Annotated in this window: 13 protein-coding genes; 5 read left to right on the top strand and 8 right to left on the bottom strand. The window is 65.4% G+C overall.

Annotated features, from left to right (window positions below; genetic code table 11):
• Positions 1–80 precede the first annotated feature (80 nt).
• Positions 81–1,112, top strand: coding sequence for an MlaD family protein (locus tag ACO054_RS16415; RefSeq protein WP_421707659.1), 1,032 nt, complete (start codon positions 81–83; stop codon positions 1,110–1,112).
• Entirely contained in the window at positions 1,096–1,776 is a 681-nt protein-coding gene (locus tag ACO054_RS16410; RefSeq protein ID WP_421707658.1) for an ABC-type transport auxiliary lipoprotein family protein, read from the top strand. Before ACO054_RS16415 ends, ACO054_RS16410 begins: the two co-directional genes overlap by 17 nt.
• On the opposite strand, the gene ACO054_RS16405 is transcribed toward ACO054_RS16410, so the two are convergent.
• Entirely contained in the window at positions 1,773–3,080 is a 1,308-nt protein-coding gene (locus ACO054_RS16405; protein WP_421707657.1) for a UbiH/UbiF/VisC/COQ6 family ubiquinone biosynthesis hydroxylase, read from the bottom strand. The genes ACO054_RS16410 and ACO054_RS16405 overlap by 4 nt on opposite strands.
• Positions 3,081–3,458: 378 nt before the next feature.
• Here ACO054_RS16405 and ACO054_RS16400 point away from each other — a divergent pair, with 378 nt between their 5' ends.
• Both ACO054_RS16400 and amt read left to right on the top strand, forming a co-directional pair.
• Positions 3,459–3,797, top strand: a complete 339-nt coding sequence (locus tag ACO054_RS16400) for a P-II family nitrogen regulator (protein WP_119167603.1) — start codon at positions 3,459–3,461, stop codon at positions 3,795–3,797.
• 28 nt (positions 3,798–3,825) lie between these two features.
• Positions 3,826–5,172 (top strand): ammonium transporter, encoded by a 1,347-nt coding sequence (gene amt / locus ACO054_RS16395; RefSeq protein WP_421707656.1) that lies wholly within the window; start codon positions 3,826–3,828, stop codon positions 5,170–5,172.
• Positions 5,173–5,419: 247 nt separating this feature from the next.
• On the opposite strand, the gene trpS is transcribed toward amt, so the two are convergent.
• The 3 genes from trpS to ACO054_RS16380 form a co-directional block, all read right to left on the bottom strand.
• A complete protein-coding gene (trpS, locus tag ACO054_RS16390; RefSeq protein ID WP_421707655.1) occupies positions 5,420–6,448 on the bottom strand; it encodes a tryptophan--tRNA ligase in 1,029 nt (342 codons plus the stop codon).
• A 115-nt stretch (positions 6,449–6,563) separates the two neighbouring features.
• On the bottom strand, positions 6,564–8,120 hold the full coding sequence (gene murJ, locus ACO054_RS16385) for a murein biosynthesis integral membrane protein MurJ (RefSeq protein ID WP_421707654.1): 1,557 nt from the start codon (positions 8,118–8,120) through the stop codon (positions 6,564–6,566).
• A gap of 233 nt (positions 8,121–8,353) precedes the next feature.
• Positions 8,354–9,550 carry a pyridoxal phosphate-dependent aminotransferase gene (locus ACO054_RS16380; RefSeq protein WP_421707653.1) on the bottom strand — a complete coding sequence of 399 codons (1,197 nt, stop codon included), beginning with the start codon at positions 9,548–9,550 and terminating at the stop codon, positions 8,354–8,356.
• A gap of 44 nt (positions 9,551–9,594) precedes the next feature.
• Here ACO054_RS16380 and ACO054_RS16375 point away from each other — a divergent pair, with 44 nt between their 5' ends.
• Positions 9,595–10,275: a GntR family transcriptional regulator gene (locus ACO054_RS16375; RefSeq protein WP_421707652.1), complete on the top strand. Its 681-nt coding sequence runs from the start codon at positions 9,595–9,597 to the stop codon at positions 10,273–10,275.
• Between the two features lie 127 nt (positions 10,276–10,402).
• Here the strand turns inward: ACO054_RS16375 and ACO054_RS16370 are convergent, their stop codons facing one another.
• The 4 genes from ACO054_RS16370 to ACO054_RS16355 all read right to left on the bottom strand — a co-directional run bounded on the left by ACO054_RS16370 (position 10,403) and on the right by ACO054_RS16355 (position 15,295).
• A complete protein-coding gene (locus ACO054_RS16370) occupies positions 10,403–11,254 on the bottom strand; it encodes an OmpA family protein (RefSeq protein WP_421707651.1) in 852 nt (283 codons plus the stop codon).
• A gap of 489 nt (positions 11,255–11,743) precedes the next feature.
• A complete protein-coding gene (locus ACO054_RS16365; protein WP_421707650.1) occupies positions 11,744–12,595 on the bottom strand; it encodes an OmpA family protein in 852 nt (283 codons plus the stop codon).
• Positions 12,596–12,950: 355 nt separating this feature from the next.
• Positions 12,951–13,601, bottom strand: a complete 651-nt coding sequence (locus ACO054_RS16360) for an ATP-binding cassette domain-containing protein (protein WP_421707649.1) — start codon at positions 13,599–13,601, stop codon at positions 12,951–12,953.
• Entirely contained in the window at positions 13,598–15,295 is a 1,698-nt protein-coding gene (locus ACO054_RS16355; protein ID WP_421707648.1) for an ABC transporter permease, read from the bottom strand. Before ACO054_RS16355 ends, ACO054_RS16360 begins: the two co-directional genes overlap by 4 nt.
• Positions 15,296–15,301 lie beyond the last annotated feature (6 nt).

Raw genomic sequence — 15,301 nt, 5'->3', positions numbered from 1 at the left:
CGGGCTCATATGGGGAGAGGTCCCCGTGCGGGGACCCTCCGGCGAGCGGCGGGCCCGAAGCGAGCGAGCGTTAGAGATCCATGGAAACCCGAGCCAACTACGTCCTGGTCGGCAGCTTCGTGCTCGCGCTGTTCCTCGGCAGCTTCGCCTTCATCGTCTGGCTCGCGAAGTTCCAGGTCGACACGACCTTCCAGCGCTACGACCTGCTGGTGTCGGACTCGGTCACTGGTCTGGCGGTCGGCAGCCCGGTCCGCTACTCGGGCGTTCGGGTCGGTGAAGTCCTGGACATTCGGCTCGAGCCCGATGATCCCGGGACCGTCCGCGTCATGGTCGAACTGGAGGCCGACGTGCCGGTGAAGGCTGATACGACAGCCAGCCTGGAGCTGGAGGGCTTGACCGGCGGGCGCTACGTGCTGCTGCAGGGCGGCACGGCCGGAGCGCCGAATTTGCGCGACATCGCCGCGGGCGAGGTGCCGACGATCGAGGCGGAGGCCTCGTCGCTCGAGCAGGTTCTGCAAGGCGTGCCCGATGCGGTCGCCGCTATGCAAGGCACGATGGCGCGGGTCAATCTGTTGCTGAGCGACACCAATCTGCAGAGCATCGAGACTACGCTGACCAACGTGGAGACGCTGACGACAACGGTCGCCGGCCGCGGCGAGGACGTGGCGCGGCTGATCGACGACGCGTCCGGTACGCTGGCGAACCTCAACGAAGCCAGCGCTGTCGCTGCCGATCTGGCGCGGGATGCCCGTGATCAGTTCGGTACGCTGACGACCCAGACCAACACGACACTGGTGGCCGTTCAGCGGCTTGCGGAACGGCTGGAGGGTGAAGTGGATACTTCCTCCGAAAGCCTGAACCAGATGATCGGCGAACTGCGCGGTGCGGCGCGGTCGCTCGAGGCCATGTCCTTGGAGGTACAGGGACTCGTCGAGGAAAATCGCGAGCCCATTCGTGACTTTACCTCGACGGGGCTATATGAGCTGGCCAATCTCTTGACCGAGGCCCGCAGCCTGGTCACCAACCTCAACCGGGTTTCGCTGGAGGTTCAGCGGGATCCCGCCCGCTTTATCTTCGGAGATCAGCAGGAGGGCTATGAAGCGCCGCGATGATGTTCTGCCGCCCGTCCGGTCCCAGCGACGACGGCTGCTACGTGCGGCTGGCGGGCTGACTGCATTGGGCCTTCTGGGCGGCTGTACCCAGTTGGTACCGGGTCAGCGTCCGCCGCCGCAGTTCTATCGCCTTTCGCCGAAGAGTACCTTCGATCCCGACCTGGAGAGGGTCGACTGGCAACTGATTCTGGAGCCGCCGATTGCCAATGCGGCACTGGACACCGTGCGGATCGCGCTGATGCGTGAACCCATGGAGGTCGAGTATTACGCGCGCGCCAACTGGACCGACCAGGCGCCGAAAATGGTCCAGACCTTGATGATCGAATCCTTCGAAAACTCGCGCCGCATCGTCTCGGTCGGTCGAGAGTCGCTGGGTTTGCGCGCGGATTTCGTGATCAAGAGCGAATTACGCGAGTTTCAGGCCGAGTATTTCGACGGTCCGATCCCCTATGCTCACGTCGGGCTGAACGTGAAGCTGGTCCGGATGCCGCGGCGCGAGATCGTGGCGAGCGAGAGCTTCGACGTCCGCTTCCCGGCCGAGAACGATACCCTGCCGGCGATCGTCCGGGCCTTCGACGAGGCTTTGGGCAGTTCGCTGCGCGCCCTGGTGCACTGGACCTTGCGCACGGGCCAGACGCTCTATGCGGAAACCGCTACCAGCTAGAGCCGTTCGCCTTTCAGAAGGCGGGGCAGGTCGCCGACCAGGCCCATGGCATGCTTCATCAGCATCCGCTTGAGCGGCCCCGCACGGTCCACGGCGGCCATGCCGAGGTCGCGGAGCAGCCGCAGGGGTGGCAGGTCGTTCGAGAAGAGGCGGTTGAGGCCGTCGGTAACGGCGATCAGCATCAGCGTGTCTGGCCGGCGCCAACGCTCGTAGCGGATCAGGGGCTCGGCCGCGCCCAGCTCCAGACCCAGTCGGCGGGCGTCTATCAAGCATTCCGCAAGCGCGGCGACGTCCCGCAGACCGAGGTTCAGGCCCTGGCCGGCGATCGGGTGAATGCCGTGGGCCGCGTCGCCGACCAGCACGAGGCGACCGGTGCGATAGCGCTGGGCATGATGTAGAGAGAGCGGGTAGGCCCAGCGCGGTCCCGTCAGGCCGATCTGCCCCAGGCTGTCGCCGAAACGTCGTTGGCACTCGGCGGCGAAGGTGTCGTCGTCCAGGTCCACGATCGCCGCTGCCAGGTCCTTGCGCTCGGTCCAGACCAGGGAGGAGCGGTGCAGGCCGTCCGGCGAGTCTGTCATCGGCAGGACCGCGAAGGGACCGGACGGCAGGAAGTGTTCGTGCGCGACGCCGTCGTGAGGCTGCTCGTGGCTCAAGGTCGCAACCAGGCCCATTTGGGGGTAGTCCCAGGTCACGGTCCGTATCCCCGCCGCCTGACGCAGGGGCGAACGGCGGCCGTCCGCCGCGACAAGCAGCTGGGCCGAAAGGCCGCGACCGTCCGCGAGTCGCGCCACGATGTTTCCCGCGCCACGGCTTCCGTCGCTCGTTTCTGCAGCGGCCACGCCCGCCGGCGCGATCAGCCTGAGTGTCGGGAGTTCCTTGGCCCGGGCGAACAGGGCCTGGCGCAGGCGTCGGTTTTCGACGATCCAGCCGAAGGGACCTCGGCCCAACTCGTCGCTGTCGTAGTGGAGGAACAGCGGCGCGGCGCGGCGCCCGACCTGGCCGTCCGACACGCGAATGTCCAAGATCGCTTGCGCGTCCGGCTCCAGATGCGCCCAGACGCCGATGCTGCGCAGCAGATTCGCGGAGCCGGCGGCGATTGCCGAGGCGCGCCCGTCGTAGGCCGCATCGATTAAGGCTTCCGGGGCCTGGGTGTCGACCACGGCCACCTCGACACCGGCCTCGGCCAAGGCGATGCCCAGGGTTAGTCCGACCAAGCCGCCGCCCGCGACGGCGACTTCTGTCGGCTCCGGTGCCTCTCCAGTTCTGGTGGGTGTCTCGTTTCGAGTGGAAAGACCGACTTTCATGGCCGCCAAGATCTAGGCTTGCGCAGGCGCTGTCCAGCTTTCGCGGACCCTCCACCACTGCGACCGATTGCGCTGCTCGGAATCTAATCAGCGATAGGTCTCTGGTCAAAATTTAGGCAGGCAATGACTGTTCCGTGACCGGCGGAGACCTTGCCTGGCGAGGCGGTTTTCTCCAGGGAGAATCCCGAGTCCCGGCAGATTTCCGAGGATTTCCGAGGCAGAACCGCGAACTGGCATGGTTCTTGAAGCCTCCGGGTTGGGGGCAGTTCGCCGTTCGACAGAACCGCGAGCTGCAGTACCGCAGATGAGATGCGCCGGCCGCTTCGTTTTCCGACGGTTGGCGCAAGGCTCGACGGAGACAACTGGGGGAGAGGCGCGATGAAACTGGTTATGGCCATCATCAAGCCCTTCAAACTCGACGACGTACGCGAAGCTCTCACCGGACTCGGTGTCGAGGGCCTGACCGTCAGCGAGGTGAAGGGCTACGGGCGGCAGAAGGGCCAGACCGAAATCTACCGCGGCGCGGAGTATTCGGTGAACTTCCTGCCGAAGGTGAAGATCGAGGTCGCCGTTACGGCGGACCAGGCCGAGCAGGTGGTGGAAGCCATCCAGAAGGCGGCGAACACCGGCCGCATCGGCGACGGGAAGATCTTCGTTCTCGACGTGAACTCGGTCGTGCGCATCCGCACCGGCGAGACCAACGCCGAAGCACTGTAAAGCAGCAGATCTAAAGGAGGGGCTAGAGATGCAGCTCTGGCGCAAGTCTCTGGGCTTGGTGGCCCTGGCCGGTGTGACCGGCCTGGCAATGACCGGCCCGGCCTATGCCGAGGTTTCGGCCGAAACGCAGTATGTCTTCAACACGCTGTCCTTCATGTTCCACGGCGTTCTGGTCATGTGGATGGCTGCCGGGTTCGCCATGCTGGAATCCGGTCTGGTGCGGTCCAAGTCGACCGCCTCAATCTGTTTGAAGAACATCGCGCTCTATTCCATCGCCGGCATCATGTACTACCTGGTCGGCTACAACCTGATGTACACCGATGTTAGCGGTTTCATCGGGTCTTTCACTTTCCTTTACAACACCACGGGCGACGAACTGGCCCTGCTCCAGGGCACGGGGGATGCTGCCGCCATCGTCGGCGAAGGCACCTACTCCATCATGTCCGACTGGTTCTTCCAGATGGTCTTCGTCGCGGCCACCGCCTCGATCGTCTCGGGCACGCTGGCCGAGCGTATCAAGGTCTGGCCGTTCCTGATCTTCGTCGCGATCCTGACCGGCATCCTCTACCCGATCCAGGGCTCCTGGACCTGGGGCGGCGGCTGGCTGAGCGAGATGGGTTTCAGCGACTTCGCCGGTTCGACCATCGTGCACTCCGTGGGTGGCTGGGCCGCGCTGACCGGCGCCATCATCCTGGGGGCGCGCAAGGGCAAGTACGGCCCCGACGGCAAGGTCAACGCCATGCCGGGCGCCAATCTGCCGCTCGCCACGCTGGGCACTTTCATCCTCTGGATGGGTTGGTTCGGCTTCAACGGCGGTTCCCAGCTTGCCTTGGGCTCCGCGGCCGATGCGGCCTGGATCGCGGTGGTCTACACCAACACCAACATCGCTGCGGCTGGCGGTGTGGTGACGGCCATGATCCTGACCCAGGTCCTCTTCAAGAAGATCGACCTGACCATGGCGCTGAACGGGGCCCTGGCCGGACTGGTCTCGATCACCGCCGGTCCCGATCAGACCAACCACTTCATCTCGCTGATCATCGGTGCGATCGGCGGTGGCCTCGTGGTCTTCGCCGTGCCCCTGCTGGACAAGCTCAAGGTCGACGATGTGGTCGGTGCGATCTCGGTCCACTTGGTCGCCGGCATCTGGGGCACTCTGGCTGTCGGTATCTTCGGCGGTGGCAACCTGGGGACGCAGATCGTCGGTATCGCCGCGATCGGCGCCTTCGTGGTGATCACCACGAGCATCGTTTGGCTGGTGCTGAAGGCAACGATGGGTATCCGGGTCTCCGACGAGGAAGAGGCGATGGGTCTCGACAAGTCGGAACTGGGCATGGAGGCCTACCCCGAATTCGGGCAGGGCTCACAGACCCTCTAAGCGACGACAGGTCTTTGGGACACTGCAGGAAACGCGGTGTCCCAAAGACGTCGGTCTCCTTTTTTACGATTTAACGGCGATCCTCCGCCTGACTGGCCCGGCAGGGACACCCTGCCGGGCCCTTTTTTGAGTTTCCGGCGGCTGGAAGCTGCTCTCAGAGCAGGCTCGCCTGCTCAAATCATAGGGTTTAGAGGGCGCTTCACGTCTCAGGTGGAAGCCAAACGCTTCCACCTGAGACGATCGCGCTCTAGGTGCGCAGGAAACCGACGATATCCTGAACCTCGCGCAGGATCGGCTCGGCGATGGCGTTGGCCTTCTCTGCACCGGATCTCAGGATCCCGTCGACGTAGGTCGGATCGCCGGCCATGCGCTGCATTTCCTCGCCCATGGGTCCGAGCGAGGCCACAGCCAAGTCGGTCAGGACCTGCTTGAAATGGCTGAACTGTTGTCCCTCGAACTCCGCCAGCACTTCGGCCCAAGTGCGATCCGACAGGGCCGCATAGATGCCCAGCAGGTTGTAGGCCTCGGGCCGGGCCTTGCGGAGCTCGTCCGGCAGATTGCCCTCCTGGTCCAGCACGTCCGCTCCGGGCAGCAGCTCCGTGTCGGTCTTGGCCCGCCGGATCTTCTGCGCGACCTCGTCGGGGCCGTCTGTCATGTTCAGGCGGCTGGCGTCGGAGGGGTCGGACTTGCTCATCTTCTTGGTGCCGTCGCGCAGGGACATGACGCGGGCGGCGGCGGAGAGGATCAGCGGCTCGACGATCGGGAAGAAGTCGGTGCCGTAGTCGTGGTTGAACTTCTGGGCGATGTCGCGGGTCAGCTCCAGATGCTGCTTCTGGTCCTCGCCGACCGGCACGTGGGTCGCCTTGTAAGCCAGGATGTCGGCGGCCATCAGGTTAGGGTAGACGTAGAGCCCGGCCGAGGCCTGCTCCCTATGCTTGCCCGCCTTCTCCTTGAACTGGGTCATGCGGTTGAGCCAGCCGAGCCGCGCTACACAGTTGAAGATCCAGGCCAGCTCGGCATGGGCTGGCACCTGCGACTGGTTGAAGATGATGCAGCGCTCCGGATCGACGCCGGCGGCCAGGTAAGCGGCCGCGACTTGGCGGATCTGGCCGCGTAGTTCGCCCGGTTCCTGCCACTGGGTAATGGCATGCAGGTCTACCACGCAGTAGATGCAGTCGTAGTCGTTCTGCAGCGCGACGAACTGCCGGATGGCACCGAGATAGTTGCCGAGATGCAGGTTTCCGGTGGGCTGCACGCCGGAGAAGATGCGTTTCATCGTGTTTTGATTCACTTAGCAAAGAAAAAGCGAGGCTGCGCCTGGCCTTATCGCCGTTGCATTTGACCGGGTCAAGCGATGGGGTTCGACGGCCGCCGAGGCGGTATCGCGTCGTCTAGGCCGGCCGTTCCTTCCTGCGTCGCAGGAGGCCGCGCAGCTCTTCGAGCTCGACGGCGCGGGTCAACAGCGCCAGCAGGCCGTAGACGGCCAAGCCGGACGCCACCAAGCCGGCCAAAGCGAGGAATCGTACGACTTCAGAGCCGCTCAGCCAGGTTTCCAGGCCGAGCGCGGCGCCCCAGACGACAAGGCCCATGGCGAAACTCGCCAGCAAGGCGCGCGGCAGGCGCCGTCGGGCCCGCGCGTCCAGGGTGAGATGCCCTTGCCGACGCAGTCTCCAGGCCAGCAGGCCGGTGTTCACCCAGGAAGAGACCGTCGTCGCCAGCGCGATGCCCAGGAATCCGATCAGGAAGAACAGGATCAGGCTCAGCACGATGTTGACCGCCACGCTCACCAGCGCGAAACGCAGCGGCGTCACGGTGTCCTCGCGGGCGAAAAAGGCGGGTTGCAGGATCTTGACCAGTACGAAGGCGGGCAGCCCGAGGGCGAAGGCGGTCAGGGCCAGGGCCGTGTTCTCGGCATCGGCACTGTCGAAGGCGCCCCGTTCGAACAGTACGGTGATGATCGGCCCCGGCAGCACGGCCAGGGCGACCGCCGCCGGCAGGGTCAGGAAGAGGGCCAGCTCAAGCGCCCGGTTGAGCGAGTGCAGGGCCGCATCGGGCGCGCCGCCCCGCAGCTTGCGCGCGAGGTCGGGCAGCAGCACGACGCCGATGGCGATGCCGATCAGCCCCAACGGAAGTTGGTAGACCCGGTCGGCGTAGTAGAGCCAGGAAACGGCGCCGGCCTGCAGCGTCGCGATCATGGTGCCGATCAGCAGGTTGATCTGCATGGCGCCGGAGGACAGCAGGCCGGGACCCATCAGCTTTAGCAGCCGCCGAACCCCAGGCGTCAAACGTGGCATGGGGAGGCGCAGCGTCATGCCGGCCCGTCGTGCAGCCAGCAGCAGAAGTCCGAACTGCAGGATCCCTGCCACTGCCACCGCCCAGGAGAGCGTATGGGCCGGCTGCTCGGTCTGGGGGACGACGAACAGCAGAGCCAGAACGAAGCAGAGGTTCAGCACGATGGGAGCGGCGGCGGCGGCGGCGAAGCGCTGCATCGAGTTCAGCAACCCGGACAGCAAGGCCACCAGACCCATGAAGAGCAGGTAGGGAAAACAGATGCGGGTCAGCTCGACCGCCAGATCGAACTGTTCCGCGTCGCCGACGAAGCCTGGTGCGATCACCGGCATCAGCCAGGGCATAGCGGCCATCGCCGCCGTGGTCAGCAGCAGCAGCCAGAACAGCAGGAACGCCAGGGCCTCCTCCGCGAAACGCCGCGCCGGTTCCGGCCCGTCGGCCTCGAGCCGACCGGCGAAGAGCGGCACGAAGGCGGCGTTGAAGGCGCCCTCGGCGAAGAGGCGGCGGAAAAGGTTCGGGAACTTGAAGGCGACGAAGAAGGCGTCGGCCAAGGGGCCGGCCCCCAAGGTGCCCGCCATCAGGACGTCGCGAACGAAGCCGAGCACGCGGCTGATCGCCGTGTAGCCCCCGACCGTGGCGAAAGCGCGGATCAATGCCATGGGACGAAGGTTCTAGAGCGCGATCGTCTCAGGTGGAAGCGTTTGGCTTCCACCTGAGACGTGAATCGCCCTCTAAACCTTATGATGAGAGTAGGATTCCCACCTCTGGCGATCCTGCTCACCAGAATTGCGGCGAGTCCAGGAAGCGGAGACGGCAGACTGCCGGCAGCCCGGCGCCGGGCTTCAGGAGGCCGGTCGAGCTGCGGATCAGATCCGCAGGTTCGCGACAGGCTTCAGCATCCCAGAGCTCTGCGAACCTTGTCGCCTAGTCCGCGCAGCCGCGCGACCGGTTCGTTGGCGTAGACGAAGCGCAGATACTGGTCACCATGCTCGATCCCCCAGCCCTCCATGGCGGTTGCGCAGACCCCCTCCGCGAACAGCCGCTCGGACAGCTCGGCACCCGTCAGCCCGAAGTCGGAGGCGCGCAGCAGCAGAGACCAGCCGCCGGCCGGCACACCGAACGGAAGGCCGGCGAACTCCTCGATCAGCAGATCGCGGCGGGCCTGCAGTTCGGCCACGTAGGGCGGCAGGGTTTCGAGCGAGCGTTCGAGCGCAAGGGCGGCGGCCGCTTGGGCGATGCCGACAGGCACGACGACGTTGGCGAGGGAGACGGCGACTAGGTCGGGCATGTAGGCCTCTGGAGCCACGATCCAGCCGACCCGCCAGCCGATCATGCGCAGTTCCTTGGAGGCTGAGCCCACCGTGATCGTGCGATCCGCCATGCCGGGTAGACCGGCGGGGTGCAGCGGGGTGCGACCGTCGAACAGCAGTCGCTCCATGGCGCTGTCGAGGATCAGCAGCAGGTCATGTGCGACGCAGAGCTGGGCGACCAGGCGCCAGTCTTCCTCGTCGAGCAGACCGCCACTCGGCATCGACGGGGACATGAGCAGGAGCGACCGGGTCTTGGGGCCGACGGTGCGCCGTAAGGCGTCGCGATCGAGGCGCCAGGGCTGACCCGGCGTAAAGACGAAGGGGACGAACCGTGGTTCGCCGCCGGCGAGACGGATGCGATTGATCAGCCCGGCGTAGGTCGGGTCCGTAACGATGACTTCCTGACCGACCTCCGTAGTGGCCAGCAGCACGTTCAGGATGCCGGAGAGGCCGCCGGCGCAGATCACGCAGTTTCGGGTTCCGTCGTAGTCCAGGCCGGCAAGCTTCGATACGTGGCGGGCCGCCGTCTTGCGCAACTGCTCCTGCCCGATGAACGGCAGATAGCTGTTGTCCGAGTCGGTCTCGGCAGCGCTGCGCGTCCGCGCGACGACCTCGGGGTCGGGTGGGATGTCGACATCCAGGTTCTCAAGGCGCAGCAGGTCGCGGCCGGACAGGTCGGCGCGCGATCCCATGCGGTCGACGCCGATTCCCGCGATAGACTGCAAGCGTGCCGGGCGCGGTCGAGTCGCCTCCGGTGAAGGGTGATCGCTTTGGGGCATGATCATATCCTAAATAATAGATAATCTATGAAAACATGGTCGATATGACGAAGCAAGAGTTTGGCGAGACCGACCGTTCCCTGGCCGACCGCTCCCTGGCCGGACGCATCGCCAGCGCCTTGGCCGCGCGAATTGTGGCGGGCGATCTGGCGCCGGACACGCCGGTCCGTCAGGATCACATTGCGGTCGAGTTTCAGGCGAGCCACGTGCCGGTGCGCGAGGCCTTCCGGAAGCTCGAAGCGCAAGGCCTCCTGATCGCCGCGCCCCGGCGCGGTGTCCGAGTGGCGCCGCTGGATCCAGACGCCTTGATCGAGGTCACGGAGATGCGTGCCGTCTTGGAACCGCTGGCGCTTCGCCATGCGATGCCCAAGCTGGCCGAGCCGGATCTGGCCGTCGCAGAGGAGGCTTTGCTGGCCGCCGAGACAAGTCGGGACATAGCTGTTTGGGAGGCTGCGAACCGGCGGTTCCACGCCGCGCTCTGGCACCCTTGTGCAATGCCGCGTCTCCGCGCGACGCTCGACGACCTCAACCGGGTCGCCGCGCGCTATCTCTATGCGACCTGGAAGGAACTGGCTTGGCAGCCGCGCTCCGATCAGGAGCATCGCGACCTGCTCGCGATCATACGGTCAGGAGAGCGAGATCTTGCCTGCGAACGTCTTGGCGATCACATCCTGGCGGCCGGTCAGGCGCTGCATGCGCATCTGACCCAACCGGATCGAGCCTAGAGCGCCCCTGCTCTCGTCAGCCGACTCCCAAAAAGATCGAAGCAGACCCCGAAACGACCCCCCGAAACGACTTGGGGCGCCGCGGTTTCCCGCGACGCCCCAATCGTAACGAACGTGTCTGGATCGATTACTGGATAACGATCTCGACACGACGGTTGGCGGGCTCACGCACACCGTCCGGCGTCGGTACGGCGGGCTCGGCCTCACCGCGACCGGCGACCGAGATGTTCTGGCTCAGGATACCCCTGGCGACCAGTGCATCGCGGACGGCGTTGGCGCGGCGCAGCGACAGAGCCAAGTTGTAGGCCTCGGAACCGGCGCGGTCGGCGTGGCCGGTCACGGAGAAGTCGATGATGCCCATCTGCTGCGCAGCGGCCACGGCGTCGTCGACAATGTTCATGCCGCCGGCGTCGATCTGAGCGCTGTCGAAGGAGAAGAACACAATGTAGGGCTCGGGAGCACCCATTGGGGCGGGCTCGCCCTGCATGGCGGCTTCGAGAGCTGCCATGGCAGCGTAGAAGCCCTCTCGGCAGGCAGCGATGTGATCCGGCTGATGGTTCTCTTCCTGCTGCTCGACCCAGCAGTCGAAGCGGCCCTGAGCGTGCGCGGCCTCGATCGGCGCCTGAACGCGGCCCGTCGCGTCGAGCGCGGACACCAGGCGCGCGCGCGCTTCGGTCAGTTCACCGATGCTGTCGTCAGGCAGATCCCAGTTGCCAAGCTCTTCCGGCAGGACGACGTCGTTGTTGGCAGCAGCCATCGCCTTGCGGGAGAAAAGACCGGCATCCGGCCAGTCGTACATCTGGTCGGCTTCGAAAAGGGTCAGCTCCTTGTACTCGGAGAAGAGAGCCTGATTGAAGGGCGTGCCACCCATGGCATCCATGCCGCGTACGGCATCGACGTCGTTGATATCGGAGAAGCTGGCGCAGCCAGCAAGCATGCCGAGGGCGGCAAAGGCGCCAACCACTTTCATGCGTATCATTAAGCTAGTCCTCCATACGCGGTGAGGGTCTCAAGGCTTTCCGGATACACGAAAAGCGCCCCTATCATTCGTGGGGCCCTGAACCTTTGGAGGAATGCCCCCCTCCAAGTCAGAACTTCAGCGATCACAATAGTTGAGCTCTGCGGCGATGTCAAAAGACCATGTTATGACGCCGAGTCGATTTTCTGCCGCAATTCCTAGGGCTTGCGGTTCGTTTTAACCACTTTGGTGGTAGTGGTTTAGGGGTCTTCCCGGATGTCGTAACCCGATCCCCCCTCCACCTCAAGACGTAACCAGACGCGCCGAGCTCTCGCAGGGTTGCGAAGGCCGATCACTAACCGTCGTCGATACCCGCCAAGCCCACCAGGGGTCCGTCGGCTGCCTTCGCATCGTCCGGGTCTTGGGTCACCAGCGAAGCGGACTCCGAAACGATTTGGGGCGCCGCGGTTTCCCGCGACGCCCCAGTCGTAACGAGCGTGTCTGGATCGATTACTGGATAACGATCTCGACACGACGGTTGGCGGGCTCACGCACACCGTCCGGCGTTGCCACGGCGGGCTCGGTCTCACCGCGACCGGCGAACGAGATGTTCTGGCTCAGGATACCCCTGGCGATGAGTGCATCGCGGACGGCGTTGGCGCGGCGCAGCGATAGAGCCAAGTTATAGGCCTCGGAACCGGAGCGGTCGGCGTGGCCGGTCACGGAGAAGTTGATGATGCCCATCTGCTGCGCAGTGGCCACGGCGTCGTCGACGGTGTTCATGCCGCCGGCGTCGATCTGAGCGCTGTCGAAGGAGAAAAACACGATGTAGGGCTCGGGAGCGCCCATCGGGGCGGGCTCGACTATCGGGGCGGTTTCGAGAGTTGCCATGGCAGCGTAGAAGCCCTTGCGGCAGGCCGCGATGTGATCCGGCTGATCGTTCTCTTCCTGCTGTTCGACCCAGCAGTCGAAGCGGACCTGAGCGTGCGCGGCGTTGATCGGCGCCTGAACGCGACCCGTCGTGTCGAGCACGGACACAAGGCGCGAGCGCGCTTCGGTCAGTTCGCCGATGCTGTTGTCAGGCAGATCCCAGTAGCCCAGCTGTTCCGGCAGGACGACGTCGTTGTTGGCAACGGCCATCGCCTTGCGGGAGAAATGACTGGCGTTCGGCAAATCGCCCATCTGGTCGGCTTCGAACAGGGTCAGCTCCTTGTACTCGGAGAAGAGAGCCTGATTGAAGGGCGTGCCGCCCATGGCATCCATACCGCGGACGGCATCGATGTCTTTGATGTCGAGAGAGCCGGCGCAGCCAGCAAGCATGCCGAGGGCGGCAAAGGCGCCAACCACTTTCATGCGGATCATTAAGCTAGTCCTCCATACGCGGTGAGGGTCTCAAGCCTTTCCGGATACACGAAAAGCGCCCCGGTCGTTCGTTGGGCCCTGAACCTTTGGAGGAATGCCCCCCCTCCCAGTCAGAACTACAACCATAACAATAGTTCAGCTCTGCTGCGATGTCAAAAAACCATGTTATGGGTCGAGTCAGTTTTTGCCGCAATTCCTTGGGCTTGCAGCTCGTTTTAACCACTTTGGTGGCAGCTCGTTTTAGCAACTTTGGCGGTAGTAGTTTGGGGGTCTTCCCGGGTGTCGTAACCCGATCTTCTCTCCACCTCCAGACGTAACCAGGCGCGCCGAACTCTCGCCGGGTTGTGAAGGCCGATCACTGATCGTCGTCGGTACCCGCCAAGGCCACCAAGGGTCCGTCAGCTGCCTTCGCATCGTCCGGGTCGTGGGTCACCAGCAAGGTTGGAAGACCGCGCGCTCGGGCGTGCGAAAAGACAAACCTACGTATCCTGTCGCGCAGACTAACGTCGAGTTTGGCAAAAGGTTCATCCAAAAGAAGACAGCGCGGTTGAGCCAGCAGCGTCCGCAACAACGCCACTCTGGCCCGCTGGCCACCCGACAAGGTTGCCGGGTCCCGCTGTTCGAAACCTTCCAGCCCCGCATCGGCCAGCGCATCGACGACTTGTGCCTGGCGGGCCCGGCGCCCGCGCACGTCCGGCGGCAGGCCAAACGCCAGGTTCTCGCCGACGCTCAGGTGGGGAAACAACAGATCGTCCTGAAACAGGATGCCCACGCGGCGCCGCTCCGGCGGCAGAACCGTCAGGTCGGCCCCGTCGAGCAGGGCGTGTCCCTCGACCGCGAAACCCCGTTCGAGCGTACCGCAGAGATAGCCGAGCAGGCTCGACTTTCCGCTTCCCGATGGACCCATTACGGTCACGATCTCCCCGTCCGGCACCGTCAGGCTGAGCGGCGCGAAGAGCCTGCGGCCGGTCAGGCTTAGCGACACGGACCGAAGTTCCAGGGTCATTGCAGGGCCCGCCGGTTTCGGTAGCACCAGGCAGGGATACCCACGGCCGCCGCGAAGGCGGCCAGCGGCAGAAGCGCCTGGAGGAAGGCGAAGACGCCGACGACCCGCCGGTCGGCCCCCGCCGACAGGGTGACGGCTTCGGTGGTCAAGGTCGCGTAGCGCCCACCGCCGGCGAAGAGGGTCGGCAGGTACTGGGCCACGCTGACGGCGAAGCCGACGGCGGTGGCAAAGAGGACCGGTCGTAGCAGCATCGGTAGCTTGACCCGCCAGAAGACCGCGAAGGGTGTCGCCCCGAGGCAACGCGCGCTGCGAAGATAACGGGTGTCGAGCCGCCGCCATGGCTCGGCGAGGGCCAGGAAGACGTAGGGCAAAACGAACAGCAGGTGGCTCCAGACCAGGGCCGTGAAGCTGCCGTCCAGTCCCGCCAGGATCGCCAGGACCTGGGCACCGAACAGGAAGGCGACCTGCGGCACCAGCAGCGGCAGATACAGCAGCCAGAGCGCGCGCGTCGGGCGGCGCCCGCTACGCTGTTCCTGTTCCAGGCAGCCGAGCACCAGGGCCAGGGCCAGTCCCGCGGCTGCCAGGCCGAGCAGCAGCGTCGTCCAGCCGCTTGCGGCCGCTGGCTCCAGCTGTCTGCTCCAGGTGACCAGCGTGACGCTGTCCGGCCAGGCATCCGGCCAGCGCCAGCGGCCGGCGAAGGACCAGAGAGCCATGACCAGCAGGCTTGCGAGTCCGAGGCCCAGCAACAGGAAGACGGCAGCGGACCACCCCTGCCTGGCGATCTGTCCAGGGCCGCCGCGATTGCCGCGCGCGATCCAGCGGCGTCCGAGACGAGCGGCCGCGATTTCCGCGAGCCGCCAGAGCGCGATGCCGGCCACGACGACCAGAAGCTGAAGGGTCGCTCCGGCGGCACCGACGAAACGCAGGGTCAGATCGGGGTCGTTGAACCAGCGGAACACGAGCACTGCGAAGGTCGGCGGCGCCGTCGGCCCCAGAATCAGGGCCATGTCTATGACCGAGAGGGAGAAGGCGAGCACGGCATAGATCGGCAGGCGTAGCTGCGGGTAGACGGCGGGCAGTACGGTCTTGAGCCAGGCCGTTACCGGCCCGTAGCCGAGGGACCTCGCGGTCGCGAGGCGTTGCGGGGCCTGAACCTGCCCGAGCGCCCCCAGCAGCATCAGCAGCAGAAAGGGTGTCTCCTTGACCGCCAGGGCGAGGGCGAGCGCGACACCGTAGCGGTCCTGGACGGTGGCCAGATCCGGCGGCAGATCCAAGCCCGTTGCCCAGGGCGAGACCAAACGCAGCAGGAAGCCGCTCGGTGCCAGCAGAAAGGCGACGCCGATGGCGATCGCCGCATGCGGGACGGCCAGGAGAGGTGCCAGCAGCCGAGTTGCCTGACGATAGGCCCAGGTGCCTTGGGCCGCTGCAGCGAATCCGACCGTCAGCGTGAAGGCGAGCAGGGTCGATCCGAACCCGGAGATCAGCGTTGCGGTCAAGGCGCCCGGCAAGGCGGGGTCGTTCAGAAGCCTGACCCAAGGGGTCAAGGTCGGACCAGTGCCGCCGAGGCTGGGAAGAATGCCGAAGGCCGGTAGCCAGGTTCCGACCAGTCCGGCCGCGATCGGCAAGAGAAACAGCGCCAGGGTCAGCGGCGGAACCAGGGCCAGGGGGGAAAACGGCAGACCGGGCAGACGCACTGCGAA

Origin of the sequence: Algihabitans sp., from assembly GCF_965226985.1 — a bacterium.
In the GTDB taxonomy this organism is placed as follows: domain Bacteria; phylum Pseudomonadota; class Alphaproteobacteria; order Kiloniellales; family DSM-21159; genus Algihabitans.
The sequence above is the reverse complement of the archived record's forward strand: the minus strand, read 5'-3'. Positions and strand labels throughout refer to the sequence as shown.

Excerpts from the sequence above, each read along its gene's own strand:
- ACO054_RS16370 (WP_421707651.1), bottom strand. The coding sequence starts at position 11,254 with ATGATACGCATGAAAGTGGTTGGCGCCTTTGCCGCCCTCGGCATGCTT.
- ACO054_RS16360 (WP_421707649.1), bottom strand. The coding sequence starts at position 13,601 with ATGACCCTGGAACTTCGGTCCGTGTCGCTAAGCCTGACCGGCCGCAGG.
- trpS (WP_421707655.1), bottom strand. The coding sequence starts at position 6,448 with ATGAAACGCATCTTCTCCGGCGTGCAGCCCACCGGAAACCTGCATCTC.
- ACO054_RS16410 (WP_421707658.1), top strand. The coding sequence starts at position 1,096 with ATGAAGCGCCGCGATGATGTTCTGCCGCCCGTCCGGTCCCAGCGACGA.
- ACO054_RS16400 (WP_119167603.1), top strand. The coding sequence starts at position 3,459 with ATGAAACTGGTTATGGCCATCATCAAGCCCTTCAAACTCGACGACGTA.
- murJ (WP_421707654.1), bottom strand. The coding sequence starts at position 8,120 with ATGGCATTGATCCGCGCTTTCGCCACGGTCGGGGGCTACACGGCGATC.
- ACO054_RS16380 (WP_421707653.1), bottom strand. The coding sequence starts at position 9,550 with ATGCCCCAAAGCGATCACCCTTCACCGGAGGCGACTCGACCGCGCCCG.
- ACO054_RS16375 (WP_421707652.1), top strand. The coding sequence starts at position 9,595 with ATGACGAAGCAAGAGTTTGGCGAGACCGACCGTTCCCTGGCCGACCGC.
- ACO054_RS16415 (WP_421707659.1), top strand. The coding sequence starts at position 81 with ATGGAAACCCGAGCCAACTACGTCCTGGTCGGCAGCTTCGTGCTCGCG.
- amt (WP_421707656.1), top strand. The coding sequence starts at position 3,826 with ATGCAGCTCTGGCGCAAGTCTCTGGGCTTGGTGGCCCTGGCCGGTGTG.
- ACO054_RS16365 (WP_421707650.1), bottom strand. The coding sequence starts at position 12,595 with ATGATCCGCATGAAAGTGGTTGGCGCCTTTGCCGCCCTCGGCATGCTT.
- ACO054_RS16405 (WP_421707657.1), bottom strand. The coding sequence starts at position 3,080 with ATGAAAGTCGGTCTTTCCACTCGAAACGAGACACCCACCAGAACTGGA.